The organism is Cohnella silvisoli (genome assembly GCF_021190915.1).
Taxonomy (GTDB): Bacteria; Bacillota; Bacilli; order Paenibacillales; family Paenibacillaceae; genus Cohnella; species Cohnella silvisoli.
Genome location: NZ_JAIOAP010000022.1, coordinates 18,435 through 40,238, shown reverse-complemented (window position 1 = coordinate 40,238; position 21,804 = coordinate 18,435). Strand labels below are relative to the sequence as shown.

Here is a 21,804-nt window from a genome sequence, read left to right as displayed (position 1 = left end):
TCGGAATGATGCGGGAAAGCGATCGCCGGTTCTTTGCGAAAATTATCGTGATAATCCAGGAGGAGAACAAACACATGCAACTCGAAAAATTCCCAGCGCCGACTTCCGGCGAGAAAATTACAGTAGATAACGGCGTACTTAAAGTTCCTAACAATCCGATCATTCCTTTTATCGAAGGCGACGGCACAGGCCGCGACATCTGGAAAGCATCCAAGCGCGTATTGGATGCAGCCATTGAGAAAGCCTACAACGGCGAGAAAAAAATCGCTTGGTACGAAGTATTCGCCGGCGAGAAAGCATTTAATACTTACGGCGAGTGGTTGCCGGCAGATACTTTGACTGTTATTCGTGAAATGATCATTGCCATCAAGGGACCTTTGACGACGCCAATCGGCGGCGGTATCCGTTCTCTGAACGTGGCTCTTCGCCAAGAGCTTGACCTTTACGCCTGCTTGCGTCCAGTTCGCTACTTCGACGGCGTACCTTCCCCGGTTAAACGTCCGGAGCTTGTCGACATGGTCATTTTCCGCGAAAACACGGAAGACATCTATGCGGGCATCGAGTATCAATCCGGTACGGAGCAAGTGAAGAAAGTTTTGGAGTTCCTGCAGAAGGAAATGGGTGTTAACAAAATCCGTTTCCCTGAAACGTCCGGTATCGGCATCAAGCCGGTTTCCGAGGACGGCTCTAAACGCCTCGTTCGCGCGGCAATCGAATATGCAATCAAACACGGCCGCAAATCCGTGACTCTTGTTCATAAAGGCAATATCATGAAGTACACCGAAGGCGCGTTCAAAAACTGGGGTTACGAAGTGGCTGAAGCTGAATTCGGCAGCAAAGTATTCACTTGGTCCGAATACGATCGCGTGAAGGCCGACAAAGGCGAAGAAGCGGCTAACGCGGCTCAGAAAGCGGCGCTTGATTCCGGCAAAATCCTGATCAAGGATGCGATCGCCGACATCGCGCTGCAGCAAGTTCTGACTCGTCCAACCGACTTCGACGTTATTGCTACGCTCAACCTGAACGGTGACTATTTGTCCGATGCATTGGCAGCTCAAGTTGGCGGTATCGGTATCGCGCCGGGCGCTAACATCAACTACTTAACTGGGCATGCTATCTTCGAGGCGACTCATGGTACTGCGCCGAAATATGCGGACAAAGACGTCGTGAACCCGGGTTCGGTTATTTTGTCCGGCGTTATGATGCTTGAGCACTTGGGCTGGCTGGAAGCGGCTGAATTGATCTACAAAGGCTTGGAAACTTCGATCAACAGCAAAGTCGTAACTTACGATTTCGCTCGTTTGATGGAGGGTGCTACTGAGGTTAAGTGTTCGGCGTTTGCGGACGAGATAATAAAGAACTTCTAAATTGATCAATCCCCCTAAGTCCCCCTTTCCAAGGGGGATTCCAAGGGCTTGCAGCCCTCTGGACACCCGCCTTTGCGATGGGAGCTGCCGACGAGCGGTCTGAGCGGGGCTTGTGCTGGGAGGCGCCATATTTTCGGAGGGAATGGATCGACTCGCTTTGCTTGTCGCTGCCTTTCCCTCCGGGATATGAGCTTACTGTGTGCTCTTCTTTGAAATAACTGCAAATGTACAGTTATTTCATTATGGGAAGGCGGATTAAAGGGAATAAGTGCAAAAGTGCAGTTAATTAGTCTGGATTCGTGCTGTATGGCTGGATTGGGCGGAATTAGATGAGTTTTTGCAGGTAATTAGGTTCGTTTGTGTGATTCGCAATTGATTAAATGCATAAATGCAGTTAACTCCAATCCGTCTCTTCATTATCGACCCCTGTGCAGAAGCACGGGGTAAATAAAAGGAGGAAATATTAAGTGGCGATCAAACGTGCGAAGATTACGGTTGTTGGCGCGGGTTTCACTGGGGCGACTACGGCGCTTATGCTGGCGCAGAAGGAACTGGGAGACGTCGTTCTTCTGGACATTCCCCAATTGGAAAATCCGACTAAAGGCAAAGCGCTCGACATGATGGAATCTACGCCTGTACAAGGCATCGACTCCAACATCGTGGGTACTTCAAACTACGAAGATTCCGCTAATTCGGATGTTGTTATCATTACTGCAGGTATTGCCCGTAAGCCGGGAATGAGCCGCGATGACCTCGTGAATACGAATGCGGGTATCGTTAAGTCGGTTTGCGAGAACGTCAAAGCGACTAGCCCGAATGCTTATGTGATTATTCTATCCAACCCGGTTGACGCGATGACTTACGTGGCTAACAAAGCACTTGGTTTCCCGAAAAACCGCGTGATCGGCCAATCCGGAGTTCTTGACACGGCGCGCTACAATACGTTCCTTGCTCAAGAATTGAATGTTTCCGTAGAAGACGTTCGCGGCGTTGTAATGGGCGGCCATGGCGATGATATGGTGCCGCTCGTTCGTTATACTTCGATCGGCGGCATTCCGGTTGAGAAGCTGCTTCCTAAAGATCGCATCGATGCAATCGTTCAACGTACGCGCGTTGGAGGCGGCGAAATCGTTAACTTGCTTGGTAACGGCAGCGCGTACTATGCGCCTGCTGCATCCCTCGTGCAAATGACGGAAGCGATTCTTAAAGACAAAAAACGCATTCTCCCGGTCATCGCGCTTCTGCAAGGCGAATACGGCTACGACAACCTGTTCATGGGCGTGCTTGCGATCTTGGGCGGCGACGGTATCGAGAAGGTTATCGAAATCGACCTGACGGACGAAGAGAAAGCGGCGCTTGAGAAATCCGCGCAATCCGTTCGCAACGTCATTCAAATCGTCGAGAATGCGTAATCGTACATGCGCAATGAACAGATTAATAAGCCTTGCCCGTTATTAATACGAGGCAAGGCTTTATTTATATGGCTTTGTATCGACGAATGTTGATGGGAGCTCAAGGTCAATCCTAACGCACAGTAGGGAGAAGTCACAAGGTTTTCGTTTTAAATCGTATACTTTTTTGTGTATACTAAGGTTGTCTTAGTATGTTAACTATTGGAGGGAACGGTAAATGTACTCAGTCTTTTTGTTCTTGCACGTAGTCGGTGCGGTTGGAATGGGAATTTATGCGATTATGCCGTTCGTGGTAGGAAAATTTAAGCAGCTGTCGGGACCGGCGCAAGAAGGCTTGGCTAGCGGTCTTCTGTCGGCAGGACGAATGGGTCAATACTCGCTGGTGCTGCAACTGCTCACGGGAGGATACCTGATCTCCAACGCGGAAGGCGGTGCCAAATACACCGTTGCATGGATGATAACGGTTATCGTCTTGTTCGTGGCAATCGGTGCTTTGACGGGAATCGTGCAAGCTCCGCTTAAACGAATTGCGGCGGCTTCGGCCAATAGCCAAAATGCCAGCGGATCCATTTCCAAAGTTCAAACGCTCAGCGCTATTACCTTTATTTTATTTCTAGTCGTCATTTGGATCATGAAACATCCTATGTACGCTGCGTAAGTCGATTGCATTCATGTTTAACGATTTGCAGACAAGAACCTCGTCCATTCTCATGGGCGGGGATTTTTTTGCTTAATATCGTCCAAAACCGCTGTGATATAATACGTGAATAGTTTCAGGGATTGTGGAGGTTAACCGTGTGGAGTCGTTGATATATGCGTTCATCAAAGGGTTTCTTTTCTCGCTGGCGCTATGCTTGGATTTAGGCGTCGTGAACATAGCGATTATGAAAACGGGAATGGATCGCGGGTTCACGGCTTCGTTCCGGATCGGTTTCGGATCGTGCTTCGGCGATGCTTTCTACTTGTCGCTCGCGCTGTTCGGTTGGACGGCCGTCTTTCATTATTTAACGGTTCAGTGGGTGCTCTGGATTGGAGGAACGCTGGTACTGCTATGGTTTACGGTCAATATGATCCGGGATACGATAAAGCCCAAGAAGCTAAGCACGGATGGGGAAACGATAAAAAGCCGAAGCGGGTGGGGGGACATTCTGGTGGGAGCGGGTCTCGCTATTTCTTCTCCGACGCTTATCCTGTCCTTCGCGGCGATCGCGGGTTCGGTCGTTGCGGACCTCGACATTCAAGACGGTAACGTGCTCGCCGCTTTCGTTATCGGGTTCGTAATGGCAGGTATTGTTTGGTCGCTTACGATAGCATGGCTTGGAAGTCAGGCGAAGAAAGTGGGGACTTCGGCGCTAAGAGTGCTGTCATTGTTATCCGCGATCTTATTTCTTGGTTTTGCCGTCAACTTATTCTGGAACGGGCTTCACTCGCTTATTTTATAAACGTGGACAACCTCGGTTAAACCTATTTTGCACAAAGAATGGAAACAGAGCTTATGATAAAAACAAACTTTATTACGAACGTGTTTGGCCGGTACGACAGCGGAATATGGATACGGGTGCTTGGAGCCGCGTTGACTACGATTACGGGTTTCATGATCCGGCCATTCCTAGTTCTCTATTTGTACGACCGAATGGAAGGTTCAATTATGCTGCCGATGATCATCGTTGGCTTGCAGCCGATATGTGGCATGTTTATCAGCTGGTATGGCGGAAGTTGGAGCGATCGGTTCGGCAGGAAACCGCTCATCATGGTTGCGTTATTTCTTCAAATGCTGTGCATGCTCGGTTATATTTTCGCCGACGAAGTTTGGCAATATGCTTTGATTTCTATCGTGAACGGTATCGGATTTGCCTTGTACATGCCTGCGGCGAACGCGCAAATTACCGATATGGTAGCGGAGGAGCGTCGTGCCGAAGTATTTGCTTTAATGCATACGGCATTTAACGTTGGTGCAGCGGTTGGCCCGGTTCTTGGGCTGCTCATGTTCAGTTGGAATCCATCGGCCGTATTCCTTTTGTCCGCCATTTCCTTTGTTGTATATGCTTTGTTGGTATGGTTCAGATTACCGGAAACCGCTCCAATGACTAAGGTAAACCCGGAATCTTCTGTGACGCCAGGCCATCTGAAACCAAGGATTTCGTTGAGGAAACACAAATCTTTGCTGCTGATGACTTTATTGAGCCTGCCGGTTGGATTGTTATACGCTCAAGTCGAGACGACTTTTCCGCTCCATCTCCAAACGAATTTCGATAACTTCAAGATGATATTGGCAGCGGTACTCACCTTTAACGGTTTCATGGTGATTGCTCTGCAAATTTGGATTGCCAGACGAACGGAAGCGGTGTCGTCGCATTTCATCATCGGAGTATCCTATGCTTTGTTTGCGGCTGTTTCTTTGGGATATGGTTATTCTTCGGTTATCATATGGCTTTTCGTTGCGGAATTCGTCTTCACGATCGGTGAAATGCTCTTCGGTCCGCATATGCAGAAGGCGATTTCGATCATGGCTCCGAAGGAGCAGCGGGGCTTTTATTTTTCCGTGTACGGAGCGAGCAATTTGTTGTCCCGCGGGATAGGTCCGATCTTAGGGGGATTGTTGTTTAGCTGGAGCAACGGGGAAGTATTGTTCACGGCGTTGGCGGCGTTATTGGCGGTTGCCGGGTTTGCACAGTATCGGGTAGTACGAAATCAAGCTTGATGTTAAAAGGGATATTTGGAGAAGGGAAGCGGCCTCTAGGGCTGCTTTTCTTTGTTATATGGAACATTAAACCATGAATTTACGTCTATGAGTTTAATAAGATTTAGTGAAAGAGGGGGTATTAGAATGCGAAAATATAAGATGTCTATAATGATGATTTCGTTATTCATGATCCTTGCTGCCTGCGGGAATAAACCCGAGAGGGAACCGCAGGCTGTCAAAACCGCGGAGGCTCATAATTCGGGCTTTAACGGCTATGTGGTGAAAAAAGAAAAAAACAGAATTCTAGTCGTGAATTCGACGGAAAGAGATTTCGGCGCGAATGGCGGCGCAAGCCATTATTATGAGGCGATTTGGTTCTCGAATTCACCTTTTAACATTGAAGTAGGGCAGCACGTAGAAGTACGGGCCGACGGGGCAATCGCGGAAAGCTATCCCGCGCAAGGCAAAGCGAATACCGTCGCAGTTATTACTGGTTTAGAACCGGAGGGTGCATCGCTGTCCGAGGCGGAAGCAGTCAGGAAAGCACTGTCTTCCCCGGAGGTGTCAGGTTACGACATACCGGCCATTAAAGAAGTCAAGTTTGATGAAAAGTTGGCAGAATGGATCGTAGAGGTGACGCAAAACGGCGATGAGAAAACGGTTGAGATCAGAGTAAAGGATAATCAAGTTGCTAGTCAGGAGGGAAGAGAGTTGGGAGCAACTCCCCCGCAGCCGTTGATCAAGGCCGGAGAGAAGAAATTAGCCGTGTATCAAAGCTCCTATTGCTGGGGTACGGGATGCGCCGATTATGTGGGTCCGGAAGAAATGCTCAAGGAGAAGCCGAAGGAACAAGTTGAACCTGGCGCTACAATCACATTTGCGTTTGAGAACGTAAAGCAGCCTACGGAGATTTACGTATCAAGAAGCGCTAGCAGAGCTGTTACACAAGAAAAATTGGACGGAAGCTCTTTTGCGGCTCCGAAGGAAAAAGGGATTTACTATTACAGTCTATCCGCCTGGTGGATGAAGGATAAGGAAAAGAGGATTTCCGAAGGAGATTCCAGCTACGTATTTGCCATTGAGGTTGTCGGGGAATAGAAGGAAAAGAGCCATCAGATTTATTCTGAAGGCTCTTTTCATTAATTACCCCTAGTAATCCCGTTCGCTCAGGCCAACCATTCGTCCCATTGGCTTTCGATGTACCCTTTCATCCATAGGCAGACTTCCCATAAATCGGAAACAGGCTGGTTGGTGAACGGCAAAGTTTGAAGATAGCCGGGAGGGCCGAATTCCGGCACGACGGTCAGGAACTCCGCGCCCTGATCGCGGCGGTTGCGGATGATATCGCGCCACCATACCGAGTGCGCGACTAGCGCGGAGGCGTGCTCAGGCGCGGCCGGATGATTGACCTGCGGTCCTTCCGCATGGCCGACGCGCGAATGAATATGTATCGAGCGTTCTGAAGCCAACTTCATGCGCTCGCCTTGATTTTCAAGCAGCGATTCGCAGACGTTGCACCAATGGCTGAAATCCGCGCATAAGCTTAGCCCTGGCACATCCTTTAGCAGCTGTTCTGTCGCCCAAGGCGTGAACATCGCGCGACCGCGGTGCGTTTCATGAGCGACGGGGATACCGACGGAGCGTTCCACGTCTACGGCATAGCGATAAAATTCCAACTGCTCCTCATAAGGCGCATCGTCCTTCGAACTATGAGCGTTAATGAGGACTGGAGAGAAGGTTGCGGCCCGTTCAACCTGTTGCTTAAACGATTCCTTGTGGTCGCCGTCCGTGAATACCATAGCGTTATACTCTAATCCGTATTCTTTAAGCAACTTGCGGAAAAGAGCTTCGTTCGCATGTTCAGGCATTGGCGATTCGATCCCCGCGTAACCCGCCTCAGAAATAAGCTTGAATTGTTGATCCAGCGGCAGATGTTCCATTCCCCATAAGGCTTTGAATATTTTCAGCTTCATCGTTCACCATCTCCTTGTTCATCTTCGGATAATTCGTCGATCGTTCTTTCAAAACCGGGCGCCAAATGGGTTAGAAACCATTCGACCTCGGGCATATCCAACTTACGCAGCTTTTCTTCGCTTTGGCGTTTTGCGGTTGCGAATTCCCGATTTCCCGCGGACATTTCGCTTATGCATTTGAGATAAGCATCCAGCAGATCGGCGGCTTTCAACAATTTGTTCAACTCAGGATTGTCCGGCTTGCCGATAAGCAGGGGACGATAATTTTCCTGAAGCGCCGCCGGCACGGTCGCAAGGAGCCTATCCGCGGCCAAAGCCTCGATCTCGCGGAAATTAGCCAAAATGTGCGGATTATGATGCTTGACTGGAGTCGGGATATCTCCGGTAAACACTTCCGTGGCATCATGGAACAAAGCGTAAGTGACAGCCTCGTCGGGATTGACGTCGCGTTTGAATATTTCCCGCGCAATAGTACCAAGAGTATGGGCGATCAGCGCGACATGATAAGAGTGCTCCGCAACGTTTTCGGACGTGGTGTTGCGCATAAGGCTCCATCGTTCGATATATTGCAGACGATACAAATAAGCCAAAAAATGATTTGCCATGAACTTGACTCCTTTTCTCCCACCGCTTATCTGTATGCTATTATATAATGGATTAGGATCAACGAACAGAGAGGGGAATCAGCAATCAATATGTCATCATCATTCGAACAGAGCATGTACAAGCTTATCGTGGAAACGTCCACTAACCTTCCGGCGGACGTGCGCCGTGCCATATCCGCAGCCCGCGTGGCGGAAGATCGCGCAACCCGTGCGGGATTGTCGTTAACGACCATTGCCCAGAACATCGAGATGGCGGAATGTAGCGTTTCTCCTATCTGCCAGGATACCGGAATGCCGACATTCATCGTCCACACTCCGGTTGGAGCAAATCAGATCATCATGAAACAGGAAATCAAGAATGCGATCGCTCAAGCGACCAAGGATGGCAAGCTGCGTACCAACTCCGTAGATTCCCTGACCGGAGCGAATACGGGAGACAATCTCGGGCCAGGCACGCCTGTCATCCACTTCGAACAGTGGGAGCGCGATGAGGTTGACGTACGGCTCATTCTCAAGGGCGGCGGCTGTGAAAATAAAAATATCCAATATAGCTTGCCTTGCGAGATTGACGGTTTAGGCAAAGCGGGGCGCGATTTGGACGGAATCCGTAAGTGCGTGCTGCACGCGGTATATCAGGCGCAAGGACAAGGCTGCAGCGCGGGATTCATCGGCGTTGGCATCGGGGGAGACCGGACAACGGGTTATGAGCTGGCTAAGCAGCAATTGTTCCGTGAAGTTGGGGATACGAATCCTATTCCTGAGCTTCAGCAGCTTGAGGAATATATATTAGACAAAGCGAATCAGCTTGGCATCGGAACGATGGGTTTCGGCGGCAACGTAACGCTTCTCGGGTGCAAGGTTGGGGTCAACAACCGGTTGCCGGCGAGTTTTTTCGTATCCGTAGCGTATAATTGCTGGGCATATCGTCGCCAAGGCGTCGTGCTTGACGGTTCTACGCATGAGATCAAGAGTTGGGTTTACGAGGGCGGCACAGGTATTCAGATGGTTGAACCTGCCGCGGATTCTTCCGGAGAAGCAGGTGCTTCGGCCCAGTCTAATCCGAAAGAAATCGTACTTCAGATGCCGTTATCCGAGGAAGACGTGCGCGCGTTGAAAGTAGGCGATGTTGTAATCCTGAACGGCGAGATGCATACCGGAAGGGATGCCTTGCACAAGCATTTGATGGACCACGAAACGCCGATCGATCTGAACGGCGGCGTTATTTACCATTGCGGGCCGGTTATGCTGAAGGATGACGCAGGCTGGCATGTCAAGGGTGCAGGTCCGACGACAAGCATTCGCGAAGAGCCTTACCAAGGCGATATTATGAAAAAGTTCGGCCTGCGCGCGGTCATTGGAAAAGGCGGAATGGGACCGAAAACATTGGCGGCATTGCAAGAGCACGGCGGCGTTTATTTGAACGCTGTAGGCGGAGCGGCCCAATATTACGCGGAATGCATCAAGAAGGTTAACGGCGTAGACTTCATGGAGTTTGGCATTCCCGAAGCGATGTGGCATTTGCAAGTCGAGGGTTTCGCGGCGATCGTTACAATGGATTCTCACGGCAACAGCCTTCACGCCGACGTGGACAAAGATTCCAAAGCCAAGCTTGCCCAGTTCAAAGATCCCGTATTTGCCAGCTAAAGGAGCCGTCACCCGTCCATGTCTAAATTCCGCTTGAAGTTGACCGGCTTATTTGTGTTACTGATCGGCTTCTCCGTTCTGGCTGCCGGATTATTGATGGGCAATTCTTACCAGAAAAACCATCAAGCGGCCTTGCGCGATCATATGATCCGTGAGCTGCATGTATTGAACGCCGCGGCACCTTGGCCGGTAATGGACAATGAAGCCAATCAGAGCGAATATTTGCAGACGCAGGCTAAACGTTTTAAGGAAATCGCCGGGATGCGCGTGACGTATATTCGGCTCGACGGGAAAGTCATGGGGGACTCCGATCATGATCCCGCGACAATGGACAACCATCTGGGGCGCACTGAGGTGCAGGAAGCGCTGGATTCGGGGACCGGCAGCAGCATCCGTCACAGCGATACTTTGCAGCAGAACATGCTGTACGTGGCGATAACGGTAAACGGGGATAAAGGGTCCGACAAGCAAGGTATTATTCGCTTGGCAATGAGTCTAGGCGACGTGGAGCGCAGCCTCAATAACATGTGGCTTGCTTTAATATTCGGATTATTCTTATTGTTTGCGATAGCTGCGATTATTAGCTATCGAGTGGCGCTTAGCGTTACGCGGCCTCTTGAGCGTATGACATCCGCGGCCAAAAGAATGGCCAATATGGATTACGCCATTCGCGTGCCCGAAGGCGGCAGGGACGAGGTTGGAGAGCTGGCAAGGGCGCTTAATGCGATGGCGGGAAGCTTGCAGGAACAACTCTCCGAGATTCGCCAGAACGGTACGCGGCTGCAAAGCGTATTGGACAACATGACAAGCGGCGTCGTCATGATTGCCCATGATGGTCGGATCACGTTGTACAATCGCCAAGCGGAGCTGCTGCTTGGAAGTACTTTACGAGAGCGCGTCGGCCGGAGCTATACGGAAATTCGTCAGCATTTCGAGTTGGTCGGGCTCATTCGGGAAGGTCTGGAGAACCCGGTTCCACTGCACGAGGAATTAACGGTTTATTATCCGGAGGAACGATTGCTGGAAATCAACATTGTCCCTATGAGATTAAGCGGAGACGAAGAACCCGGCCTGTTGCTAGTCGTTCAGGACGTGACGGCCATACGGCGATTGGAGCGGATGCGCAGCGAATTCGTTGCCAACGTGTCCCATGAATTAAAGACGCCTGTTGCGGCTGTCAAAGGATTTGCGGAAACGCTGTTGTCAGGAGCAATGAACGATCCGGAAACCGCAAGGTCTTTCCTAACGATCATCCAGGACGAAAGCGAGCGGTTAAATCGACTGATCGGCGACATTCTGGAGCTGTCCAAGATTGAGTCTCGACGTTCGCCGCTGCAATTTTCGCCGATTGATTTGCCGATGTTCCTTGCCCGAATGACGGAATTATTGTCCGCCGAGGCTGCCAAAAAAGAAATCGTGCTCGACGTGCAAACGGAAGAGGGACTGTTCTTGGAGGCGGACGAAGACCGGTTAGGACAAATTCTAATGAATTTGATGCAGAACGGGATCAACTACACGCCTGAAGGCGGAAAAGTCAAAGTTCGGGCGGAAATCTTCACCACGAACGATGGGGAAGAGGAAGAAATGGTGCGGATTACCGTATCCGATACAGGGATTGGGATTCCGAAGAAGGATATCCCACGGATTTTCGAGCGGTTTTACAGAGTGGATAAAGCTCGTTCGCGCAGCTCCGGCGGTACGGGACTAGGCTTATCTATCGTTAAACATTTGGCCGAGCTGCATCATGGGACGATCAGAGTTGAAAGCACGGTCGGCGTAGGGTCGCAGTTTATTCTGGAGCTGCCGCTATTGCAGCCTTAATAAAACGCGTACAACCGTCCCATGATAGTCGAGCCGATTTACGTATTTCACCTATTTTACGTTGCGTTAACATTTGCATGATGTAGCCTTTACAGTGGTATGATAAAACTAACATGTAGAGCCAATTAGGCAGGTTTGCCTGCTGGACCGGAGGAACGCATGTCGGACAAAGTGCTGATTATCGAAGATGAACCGACACTTGCACGTCTAGTCACGTATAATCTTTCGCAAGAAGGTTATGAGACGGAAGTCGTCGGGAACGGTGCAGAAGGACTCCATAAGGCGATCCATGAGCAATACGCGATTATTTTTTTGGATTTGATGCTGCCTGGCATGAATGGATTTGAAGTGCTGCAAAAGCTGCGTCAGAACGGAGTCAAAACTCCCGTTATCATTCTGACTGCGCGGAATGCGGAGGAAGAAGTGGTACAGGGGCTTAAGCTCGGTGCCGACGATTATATTACAAAACCGTTCGGGGTGGCGGAATTGTTAGCTCGAACGTCTGCGGTACTGAGACGCTCGCGTAACGAAGATAACAAGCCTTCGAAAGCGACGAACGGCGATAAAGTCATCGCGATAGGCGATTTGCAAATTTTCCCGGACAAATACGAAGTGTTCTCGAATGGCCAATGGATCACGCTGCGACCGAAGGAATTCGAGGTGTTGCTCTACTTGGCGGAACGGCCGGGCATCGTCATCACGCGCGATGATCTCATGAACGTCGTATGGGGATTCGATTATATTGGCGGTCAACGCACGGTCGACGTGCATGTCAGCTCGCTTCGCAAGAAGCTGGAGTTGAACCAACAAACCGTTCAAATCGACTCCATCCGCGGCGTAGGCTACAAACTATTCATTAACCGCAAAGCATCCTCGTCAAGCCGCTAAGGCTTCGGCGAGGTTTTTTGTTGGTTGTTTCGATGGCTGGTGGCGTCGTGGGATGATGGTTAGGATTCCGATACAAAATGAGAATGTTGGTGCAGGGAAGGGAAGGCCAAAAAAGTGCCCACGTGCATTGAACTTAATTGGATACGAGCGCGTGAAGGCCAAAAATGTGCCCACGTGCATTGAACTTAATTGGATACGAGCGCGTGAAGGCCAAGAAAGTGCCCTCGCGCATTGAACTTAATCGGATACGAGCGCGTGAAGGCCAAAAAAGTGCCCACGTGCATTGAACTTAAATGGATACGAGCGCGTGAAGGCCAAGAAAGTGCCCTCGGGCATTGAACTTAATCGGATACGAGCGCGTGAAGGCCAAAAAAGTGCCCTCGCATAAGGAATCCCTGTAAGCTCGGGCGTATGAAGGTCATTTACTCTTTAGAGAACCGATTTGGCTTTACTTTATACCTAACTACTCTAGAGGAACTAGTCTCAATTGGCTGCATCAATCCTTTTTCAACGAGTATTCGAAGGTGTTTTGCAGCTGTTTTTCTATGCATACCTAGAGTTGATGCTGTAATTGTTGGAGTAAGCGGCTCCGTTCGTGCGCACCCGAGGTCATAAATTGTCTTCTCAGTTGGTGTTAAAGCAAGCCGACTTAAATTGCTCGTGCCCCTCCATCTACCCAATAATTGTTGTAAGATTTGTTGGCATTGGCGGGGTTTATCCACAATATTATCGTATGAAAATCTAAGCACCAGCCACCCATCAATGACCAAATGGTTTTGTCGCATTAAATGATCGGAAAATTGGTCCCTGTTTACATCTCGCCAATGTGTGCCATAACTATCAATCTCAATACAAATCCTCAATCCCTCTGAAATATAAGCAAAATCCAAATATCTCCATCCATCTTTGAAGTCTCTAATTTCGAATTCCGGATGCAGTCCTGTAAAATTCCCAAAAGAAGGCCACCAAACTTGTAGAGCAAACATTTTTTCTGCGTGATTAGATAGCTCGACTAATCTTCGTTTACGTTCCCCCTTGCTTATTTTTATTTGGTTGGCCATCCAAGTCTCATAGGCTTTTTCAAATTCTACACTAATCATTACTTTTTCTTTGGATTTCACTTTGCTATACACCCTCTCATATGTGATAAAAATACAAAAGCCACTCAAACCGGAGATAATCCGGAAAGAGTGGCGTGTGCTTCACGACCGTTTTTATGTAACAGGCATATCTGTAAAGTAGCATACTCCAGCATAATTTACAATATATGTTTGTAAAAAAAATGTGTAGTCGATGAAGGCCAAAAAAGTGCCCTGGTGGAGCAAGTTAGTGATCAGACGTCTGAATGAAGGCCAAGAAAGTGCCCTGGTGGAGCAAGTTAGTGGTCAGACGTCTGAATGAAGGCCAAGAAAGTGCCCTGGTGGAGCAAGTTAGTGGTCAGACGTCTGGATGAAGGCCAAAAAAGTGCCCTGGTGGAGCGAGTTAGCGGTCAGGCGTCTGGATGAAGGCCAAAAAAGTGCCTTCGCTGAGCGCTCGAGCGGTGTTAACGTGGGGTGCAGAGCTCGATAAGCAACATATAATCAACCCCGCCCCCAGGCGAGCATTTTGCGTTGGAATTCTTTGGGGGAGCAGCCGTTGAAGCGCTTGAACATCTTGTAGAAGTGGGCCATGTTGGCCATGCCGATCTGGTCGCCGACCTCGGTGACGCTCATGTCGCGGGTGAGCAGCAGCTGCTCGGCTCGCTTGATTTTGCGGAAATTGACGTATTCGGTGAAGGAGAGGCCCATGATTTTCTTGAAAAATTTCACGAAGTAATAGTAGCTCATGTTGGCAAGACGGCTGGCATCCTCCACGGCGATCCGGTTGTCCAGCTTTTCTTCGACATAGTCGAGCACCGGCTTAAGCCGAATTCGTTCGACCCGGTCTTGATCGGCTAACAGGCCGCGGCTGTCGTTGCGTATAAGGATGAGCAGCAGCTTCTTAATCAACATATTCACCGCCAGCTCGTACCCGCTTTCTTTACGCGAAGCTTCTTGGTGAATGTGACGGATGCAATCCGCCGCTTCGTTGCGAGCTTGCTCGTTCTCCCTGAACACATAATTCATGGCGCTTAACGGCACTTTCGTTTCATTAAAATATTGCAAATAGGGAATCGTACTTTGGTCGAAAAAAGTATGAAGATCGAACTGAAGCACGATATATTCGAGCACCCCGCTGGAGCTGCGATCCCGATGAAGCTGGGAGTTGCCGAGAATAACGACGTCCCCATCTTCAATAGAGTACGTTTCTTCGCTAAGATCGATATCCAACCGCCCGCGCTGAACGAGCAGCAGTTCGCACTCGGGGTGATAATGCCAATCGACGGAACCCGAGTCGTTGCGGGTTACCTGCCATATTTTCAAAGAAAGCAACGGATTCTCGTATTCGATCTTTTCCCTGACAGCCTGCACGGGTTCATCCCCTTATATGACACAATCGCATAAAATACTCGCATCTGAGCGGATGGGATTTATAATAAGTTATGGTACACTAATTGTAGATTGAATATTGAAAAGTCGCAAGGAGGACAAGCATTTTGTCAAAAGTTAACGTAGGGATGATTGGATGCGGCGGGATTGCGATGGGAAAACATTTACCTTCGCTCGCCAAAATCCCGGAAGCGCAGGTTGTGGCATTTTTCGACGTGGCACCGGATCGGGCGCATGATGCCAAAAATAAATTCGGTACCCAAGATGCCAGAGTTTACAACGATGTGTACGAGTTGCTGCGCGACTCGGATGTACATGTCGTTCACGTATGTACGCCAAACGATACGCATGCGGAAATTTCGATAGCCGCATTGGAAGCGGGGAAACACGTTCTCTGCGAGAAACCGATGGCTAAGACCGCTGAGGACGCCAGGCGCATGCTGGAAACGGCGGAAAGAACCGGCCGCAAGCTGAGCATTGCGTATCAAAACCGTTACCGCGCGGATAGCCGCTGGTTGCATCAAGCTTGCCGTGCCGGCGATTTAGGCGAAATTTACATAGCGAAAGCCCATGCTGTTCGTCGCCGCGCAGTGCCTACTTGGGGTGTGTTCCTGGATTTGGAGAAACAAGGCGGAGGTCCGCTGATCGATATCGGAACCCATGCGCTTGACCTGGCTTTGTGGATGATGGATAACTACGAGCCGAAGACTGTGCTGGGATCTTCTTACCGCAAGCTGGCGGAGCAGGGCAGTGAAGCGAATATGTGGGGCAACTGGGATCCGTCCAAGTTCACGGTAGAGGATTCCGCTTTTGCCATGATTACGATGAAGAGCGGAGCTACGGTATGGTTGGAGTCGAGTTGGGCGCTTAATACGCTGGATGTTGATGAAGCGAAAGTAACTCTATGCGGTACGAAAGCCGGAGCGGATATGAAGAAAGGCTTGCGTATCAATGGCGAAGAGCATGGCCGTCTGTACACGCAAGAAATTCAGATGTCCGGAGATTTCGGCGGCGGAGCAGCTCCCGACGATGCGGCGGAGCAAGAGGCGCGGGCTTGGATCAATGCGATTCTGCATGACAGAGAGCCGGTTGTTACTGCTAAGCAAGCATTGGTCGTGCAAGAAATTCTTGAAGCGGTATATGAATCGGCGAACAAAGGACAAGCCGTTAGTTTCGTGTAACGGTTTCGAGTCGTCCTTCAGGGCGACTCGTCCTCTCGGCTTATTCCTCTCTTAACAAATTAGGGGTGGAAAATGCCATGCGTTCTCATGTAAACTGTAATTGGGCTAAATGAACGCGCGTACATCATTAGCGTGCAGCACCTCCAATATCACGATATGGACAAGAAAGGTTTGGTGGGGACTAGTGAAATCAGGAGTTTTTCTCGTATTGTTCAGCCAACAGTCATTTGAACAAGCTTTGGATACCGCCAAGGCTGAAGGCCTTCAATCCGTTGAAATCGGAACCGGGGCTTATCCTGGAACCGCACATGTGAACGCTAAGGAAATTTTGAACGACTCGGCAGCGATTAGCCGCATCCGCGATGCTGTTGACTCTCGTGGTCTAACAATTAGCGCGCTAAGCTGCCATGGCAATCCGCTGCACCCGGACGCCGCAATTGCCAAATCGCATCATGATGATTTCGTTGCTACCGTACAATTAGCGGAGAAACTTGGCGTAGATACGGTTATCACGTTTTCCGGTTGCCCGGGAGAATCCCCGAATTCCAAATATCCTTCATGGGTGACATGCCCTTGGCCGCCTGATTTCCTGACGGTGCTCGAATGGCAATGGAATGAAATCGCGATTCCTTACTGGAAGGAACAGTCCGCATTCCTTCGCAAGCATAACGTAAAAGTCGCCATCGAAGCTCATCCGGGCTTTCTCGTATACAACACGGAAACGGCGCTGCGCCTTCGCGAGGAAGCGGGAGACAATATCGGCGTAAACTTCGATCCTTCCCACCTTTTCTGGCAAGGCATGGATCCGATCGAGTGCATTAAAGCTCTTGGTAAGTCCATCTACCACGTACATGCCAAAGATACGAAGATCGACAAGCGCAATACGGCGATCAACGGCGTTCTGGATAACAAAAACTATGGCGATATTTTGCAGCGTTCATGGGTATTCCGCACGGTTGGATATGGTCACGACGACGAGTTCTGGAAAGATCTTGTCAGCACGCTGCGCCTTGTCGGCTATGACGGAACGATCAGCATCGAGCATGAAGATGGCTTGATGAGCGTGAACGAAGGCTTCACTAAAGCGGCTAACTTCCTCAACGGACTTATCCTCACCGAAAGCGCAGGTGAAATGTGGTGGGCGTAAAAAAGAATATTAACGTGGGCATGGTTGGCTACAAGTTCATGGGTAAAGCCCATAGCCATGCGTATAAAGACGTAGGTATGTTCTTCGATACGGAAGCGAACGTGGTCATGAAGGCGATTTGCGGACGCGATGAAAATGGTGTCAAAGAAGCGGCGGAAAAATTCGGCTGGGATTCGTATGAGACCGACTGGCGCAAGATGGTAACTCGTGAAGATATCGACTTCGTCGATATCAACGCGCCAAGCGATGCCCACAAGGAAATCGCGCTTGCGGCAATCGCAGCCGGCAAACATGTTTTCTGCGAAAAACCGCTTGCGCTTAACTTGGCGGATGGACGAGAAATGCTCGCTGCGGCGGAGAAAGCGGGCGTGAAACACGCGATCTGCTTTAACTACCGCTTCTTGCCCGCCGTTCAGTTAGCTAAGCAAATTATCGATGAAGGCCGTCTTGGTGAAATTCACCACTATCGCGCAACTTATTTGCAGGATTGGCTCGTTGATCCGAACACGCCTCTCGCTTGGCGCCTTAAGAAGGAAGTCGCAGGCTCCGGCGCACACGGCGACATTAACGCGCACAGCATCGACCTTGCCCGTTTCTTGATCGGGGAGTTCGATCGCGTCGTCGGTCACAACCGGACATTCGTAAAGGAGCGTCCATTGCTGACATCGTCATCGGGACTTTCCGGGAACGCATCCGCTACCGAGAAAGGCGAAGTGACCGTTGACGATGCTACCGGATTCCTTGCCGACTTCAAGAACGGAGCAATGGGCATGTTCGTTGCTTCCCGTTTTGCGGCAGGCCGCAAAAACCACAACACTTTCGAAATCCACGGAAGCAAAGGCACTATTCGCTGGGATTTGGAGAGACTGAACGAACTCGAAGTGTATTTCCGCGAGGATGAGCCGAGTTTGGCGGGATTCCGCACCATACTGGCGACTGATTCATCGCATAAGTATGCGGGCAATTGGTGGCCGGCGGGACACATTATCGGATACGAGCACGCATTTGTCCATATCGTATACGAATTCGTTCAACATATGACTACCGGATCGCCATTCACTCCAACCTTCTATGACGGAGTTAAATGCCAAGAAGTATTGGAAGCGGTCGATTTGTCCATCGAGCGCGGCGCTTGGGTCAACGTGGACGAGGTTTAATTTACCAAAAAAGTAAAGAGGTTGCCCATTGTCTCTTGAGACAGTGAAGCAGCCTCTTTTTTTGCATGTTTTTCAAACCTTTTTTCAAAGATTAATCAAACAATGCAATTTCAATTTACTTACAGTTAACAAATGCTGTTTATAGTTATTATAGTATTGATCATAAGGAGAGGTAGTGTATAAATGAAAAGGAAAAAGAGCAAAGCAGCGAGGATTATAGCCCCTGTACTGGGTTTGGCTTTATTATTCCCTTCTATCTCGCCGGAAGGCGCATACGCAAACGCGGGAAAAAAAGTCAAGGCATTAGAGTTTATTGGCATGGACGCGCCGATAACGGCTGATGACATGGCAAAAGCCTATTCGGCGGCATTTTTGAAAGTGACTTATACGAATGGCTATATCAAATCGTATCCTCTGACTTATAACACTTTGTTCAAATCCACGGATGTCATTAGTGGCATACCTGCCGGTGTGGTAGTCGATGTCAATGGCAAACCTATCATGGACACTAGCGTAGCAGATAAGCCTGTACCTTACGTTTCCGACGCGCCTGACGCCAACACTCTGTTTAGCGTTAAAGGAGCGGCTGCTACTGGACTAGGCGGAAATCCTCTTTCTCTGCTTACTCATTACGAGTACATCACAAGCAATAATGCAGGAAAATCGGCTTACGGAATCATTCCTGCTTCCATGGGCTTAAGCACGATCGACCAAAACAAACAAACCGGCGAACTAAAAGTGACGGATGTGAAGAAGGTTGATTTCTCCGCAGTCGGCGGGTTGTGGATTCCTTGTAACGGATCGCTGACTCCTTGGAACACGCTTCTCAGCAGCGAAGAGTACGAACCGGATGCTAGAGCTTACGAGAAGGATCCGACTCAAACGTTCGTCTCTTCTTTTACGAAAAACTTCTATCAGGATGACAAGAAAGTCGGCAACCCGTATGCTTACGGATATATTCCGGAAGTAACGGTGAACGCCAACAATTCAACAACTGTCGTTAAACACTATAGCTTGGGCAGATTTTCTCATGAACTCGGACAAGTAGCTCCGGATCGCAAAACGGTTATTTTCGGAGATGACGGCGGAAATACGATGCTGTTCATGTATGTTGCCGATAAAGCGGAAGACCTCTCTGCCGGTACTCTGTATGCGGCTAAGTGGAACCAAACGAGCGATAAAAACGGAGGAGCGGCCACATTGAGCTGGATCCAGCTTGGACACGCTTCGGACAGTGAAATTAAAACTTATATCGACAAAGGCTTGAAATTCAGCGACCTGTTCGAAACCACAGACAAGGATACTGCAGGGTTTACGAAAATTAAAACCTACCCGACAGGCAAAATCGAATGGCTTAAAGTGAAACCGGGCATGGAAAAGGCTGCTGCATTCATGGAATCGCGTCGTTATGGCGCCATTCAGGGCGCAACCGCTGAATTCAACAAAATGGAAGGCGTTGCCATCAATACAAAAGACAACAAAGTATATGTTGCGATGTCTTATGTGGAAAAGGCAATGGAAAAGGATGCCAAAAACGAAGATCCTGCAGACCATATTCAAGTAGCGAAACTTAAAGCCGGCGCAACCTATGAACTCAACCTTCTAGGCAAACAAGTCGACTCCAGCCAGAAAGCAATCGACAGCAAATACGTTCCGGCTGACATGAAAAGCATCGTTTTCGGCGAAGATTTGGCTAAGGCGGATGAAAAGGGCAATACGGCGGTCGTTGACAAAGTAGCCAACCCGGACAACCTTTCATACTCCGAAAGCTTGAGAACGTTGTTTATCGGAGAAGACAGCGGCATGCATACAAATAACTTCCTATGGGCTTACAATGTGGACACTCAGAAGCTGTCCCGGATCATGTCGGTCCCGGCTGGCGGTGAAGCGACAGGGTTGCAGGCGGTTGACAACTTGAACGGGTTCACTTATATCATGAGCAATCTTCAGCATCCAGGCGACGAGATGCTTGCTCCTGAACCATTGAAAGCACAAATAAATGAGTTCATTAATAAGTATTGGGATAACAAACGCGCCGGTTCGGTCGGTTATATTAGCGGTATCCCTGCGATCTCTAAATTATCAGAGGGTAAAGAATAGAAAAAAGCAATCAGTTCTATAACGTTTAATCGGATCCAATAAATAGCAGCCCCTCTCCTAAGTCGGCGGGGGCTGCTATTTATTTTCAAATCAAATTCAACAAACTTTACGTTCCGTTGACAAACTTCGAACAAATGGATGACATGAATTTGATATTTTCTAGATAAGGGAAAATTTTCTCTTATTCTATGTAGAACCGAGGTGTTTCCTTGATAAGCGCTTCTGAATTACTTATAGAACATACGATCACTGAAATCTTTCAGCCAGTTGTTGTTAAGGATTGGATGAAAAGCTGTCCGGTCATTCCTCCAACTCAGCAAAGCGATGAACTGGTGACATTGTTTCGGCGCAAGAAACAGTTGGAGTGCGTCGTAGTGTGCGATGATCAGCATCGTCCGATCGGGTTGATCATGAAAGACCGGTTTTTCCGATTGCTCGGCTCCCTGTTCGGGATGTCGCTGTTCGGGAATAGGCCGGTTTCCGCTTTGATGGATCCGCTGCCGCTAACCGCAGAGCTTTCAATCGAGCCGCAGGAAATCATCGACCGTGCGCTGTCCCGCGCCGAGGAGACCTTCTACGATGCGGTCCTGCTTACCGACAATGGCAGGTTTGTAGGGATGCTGACGGTTAACGATTTGCTCAATGTGTCGCGCTTGCTGCAACGAGAAGCGGTAAGTCGGCAGATTCGCACGATTCGGGATACGGAATCTATGATCGCCAACATTCACGAGTCCGTAGCTAAGGTGACGGAGACAACGAACGACACGCAAGCTTGCAGCGAACGGATCGCGGAAATTACCGATCAAGGCAGGAATGAACTCAACGATATGCTGCAGCTGTTTAAGCTGTGGTCCGCCAATGCCGAACGGCAAGAGAAAGCGGTCATCCAGCTGACGGAAAGAACGGCCGCAGCGGACAAGATCATTCAACTAATCGCGGAATTAGCGGATCAATGCAATTTGTTGGCCGTGAATGCGACGATCGAAGCTGCCCGCGCTGGCGTGCAAGGTAAAGGCTTCGGCGTCGTTGCCGATGAAATCCGAACTTTGGCGGACCGAACCAAGCATTCAGCAAGCCAAATTACGGGGCTTATCAAATCGATGACGGAAGCCGTACAAAGCGCCGCAAGCTTGGTAGGGGAGGGAAAGAAAGGGGCGGACAAAGGGTTCTCCCAAGTGAAGAAGACGGAGGATACTTTCGCGCAGCTCTGGAGTTCCTCGGAGCTCAATCATGAAGCGGCTTCCAGACTTATGATCGCTTCGACGGAAGCGAAGGACATATCCAACGAAATTCGCAATGAATTTCAGAAGCTTGTCACTCAATTAAATTCATAAATTTAACAATTCGAAAACGAAACT

At 49.5% G+C, this 21,804-nt stretch carries 18 protein-coding genes; 14 read left to right on the top strand and 4 right to left on the bottom strand.

Annotation, left to right across the window (positions count from 1 at the left end):
* The first annotated feature begins 74 nt into the window (after positions 1 to 74).
* The 6 genes from icd (at position 75) to K7P76_RS29480 (ending at position 6,560) form a co-directional block, all read left to right on the top strand.
* Complete coding sequence (icd, locus tag K7P76_RS29505; RefSeq protein ID WP_232189683.1) at positions 75 to 1,367, top strand: NADP-dependent isocitrate dehydrogenase; 1,293 nt, start codon at positions 75 to 77, stop codon at positions 1,365 to 1,367.
* A gap of 467 nt (positions 1,368 to 1,834) precedes the next feature.
* A complete protein-coding gene (gene mdh / locus K7P76_RS29500) occupies positions 1,835 to 2,779 on the top strand; it encodes a malate dehydrogenase (RefSeq protein ID WP_232189682.1) in 945 nt (314 codons plus the stop codon).
* Between the two features lie 217 nt (positions 2,780 to 2,996).
* A complete protein-coding gene (locus K7P76_RS29495; protein WP_232189681.1) occupies positions 2,997 to 3,437 on the top strand; it encodes a hypothetical protein in 441 nt (146 codons plus the stop codon).
* Positions 3,438 to 3,576: 139 nt separating this feature from the next.
* Positions 3,577 to 4,221, top strand: a complete 645-nt coding sequence (locus K7P76_RS29490; protein WP_232189680.1) for a LysE family translocator — start codon at positions 3,577 to 3,579, stop codon at positions 4,219 to 4,221.
* 53 nt (positions 4,222 to 4,274) lie between these two features.
* Positions 4,275 to 5,480: an MDR family MFS transporter gene (locus K7P76_RS29485; RefSeq protein WP_232189679.1), complete on the top strand. Its 1,206-nt coding sequence runs from the start codon at positions 4,275 to 4,277 to the stop codon at positions 5,478 to 5,480.
* A gap of 126 nt (positions 5,481 to 5,606) precedes the next feature.
* Positions 5,607 to 6,560 (top strand): YobA family protein, encoded by a 954-nt coding sequence (locus tag K7P76_RS29480; RefSeq protein WP_232189678.1) that lies wholly within the window; start codon positions 5,607 to 5,609, stop codon positions 6,558 to 6,560.
* A 68-nt stretch (positions 6,561 to 6,628) separates the two neighbouring features.
* Here the strand turns inward: K7P76_RS29480 and K7P76_RS29475 are convergent, their stop codons facing one another.
* Positions 6,629 to 7,435, bottom strand: coding sequence for a sugar phosphate isomerase/epimerase family protein (locus K7P76_RS29475; RefSeq protein ID WP_232189677.1), 807 nt, complete (start codon positions 7,433 to 7,435; stop codon positions 6,629 to 6,631).
* Positions 7,432 to 8,040 (bottom strand): 5'-deoxynucleotidase, encoded by a 609-nt coding sequence (yfbR, locus tag K7P76_RS29470; protein ID WP_232189676.1) that lies wholly within the window; start codon positions 8,038 to 8,040, stop codon positions 7,432 to 7,434. Before yfbR ends, K7P76_RS29475 begins: the two co-directional genes overlap by 4 nt.
* A gap of 90 nt (positions 8,041 to 8,130) precedes the next feature.
* Between yfbR and K7P76_RS29465 the strand changes: the two genes are divergently transcribed.
* From K7P76_RS29465 to K7P76_RS29455, 3 genes are all read left to right on the top strand, one after another.
* Positions 8,131 to 9,684, top strand: a complete 1,554-nt coding sequence (locus K7P76_RS29465) for a fumarate hydratase (RefSeq protein ID WP_232189675.1) — start codon at positions 8,131 to 8,133, stop codon at positions 9,682 to 9,684.
* Between the two features lie 18 nt (positions 9,685 to 9,702).
* Positions 9,703 to 11,505 (top strand): two-component system histidine kinase PnpS, encoded by a 1,803-nt coding sequence (gene pnpS, locus K7P76_RS29460; protein WP_232189674.1) that lies wholly within the window; start codon positions 9,703 to 9,705, stop codon positions 11,503 to 11,505.
* A gap of 159 nt (positions 11,506 to 11,664) precedes the next feature.
* Entirely contained in the window at positions 11,665 to 12,393 is a 729-nt protein-coding gene (locus K7P76_RS29455; RefSeq protein ID WP_232189673.1) for a response regulator transcription factor, read from the top strand.
* A gap of 422 nt (positions 12,394 to 12,815) precedes the next feature.
* Here the strand turns inward: K7P76_RS29455 and K7P76_RS29450 are convergent, their stop codons facing one another.
* A complete protein-coding gene (locus K7P76_RS29450; protein ID WP_232189672.1) occupies positions 12,816 to 13,514 on the bottom strand; it encodes a DNA-binding response regulator in 699 nt (232 codons plus the stop codon).
* Positions 13,515 to 13,973: 459 nt separating this feature from the next.
* Positions 13,974 to 14,843, bottom strand: a complete 870-nt coding sequence (locus K7P76_RS29445; RefSeq protein WP_232189671.1) for a helix-turn-helix domain-containing protein — start codon at positions 14,841 to 14,843, stop codon at positions 13,974 to 13,976.
* A 125-nt stretch (positions 14,844 to 14,968) separates the two neighbouring features.
* Here K7P76_RS29445 and K7P76_RS29440 point away from each other — a divergent pair, with 125 nt between their 5' ends.
* The 5 genes from K7P76_RS29440 to K7P76_RS29420 all read left to right on the top strand — a co-directional run bounded on the left by K7P76_RS29440 (position 14,969) and on the right by K7P76_RS29420 (position 21,780).
* Positions 14,969 to 16,042 carry a Gfo/Idh/MocA family protein gene (locus K7P76_RS29440; RefSeq protein WP_232189670.1) on the top strand — a complete coding sequence of 358 codons (1,074 nt, stop codon included), beginning with the start codon at positions 14,969 to 14,971 and terminating at the stop codon, positions 16,040 to 16,042.
* Between the two features lie 184 nt (positions 16,043 to 16,226).
* Entirely contained in the window at positions 16,227 to 17,189 is a 963-nt protein-coding gene (locus K7P76_RS29435; RefSeq protein WP_232189669.1) for a sugar phosphate isomerase/epimerase family protein, read from the top strand.
* A gap of 20 nt (positions 17,190 to 17,209) precedes the next feature.
* The gene (locus K7P76_RS29430; RefSeq protein WP_232189727.1) at positions 17,210 to 18,346 is read left to right on the top strand and encodes a Gfo/Idh/MocA family protein; all 1,137 of its coding nucleotides are present in this window, start codon (positions 17,210 to 17,212) and stop codon (positions 18,344 to 18,346) included.
* A gap of 183 nt (positions 18,347 to 18,529) precedes the next feature.
* Positions 18,530 to 20,446 carry a PhoX family protein gene (locus K7P76_RS29425; protein ID WP_232189668.1) on the top strand — a complete coding sequence of 639 codons (1,917 nt, stop codon included), beginning with the start codon at positions 18,530 to 18,532 and terminating at the stop codon, positions 20,444 to 20,446.
* A gap of 209 nt (positions 20,447 to 20,655) precedes the next feature.
* The gene (locus tag K7P76_RS29420) at positions 20,656 to 21,780 is read left to right on the top strand and encodes a methyl-accepting chemotaxis protein (RefSeq protein ID WP_232189667.1); all 1,125 of its coding nucleotides are present in this window, start codon (positions 20,656 to 20,658) and stop codon (positions 21,778 to 21,780) included.
* Positions 21,781 to 21,804 lie beyond the last annotated feature (24 nt).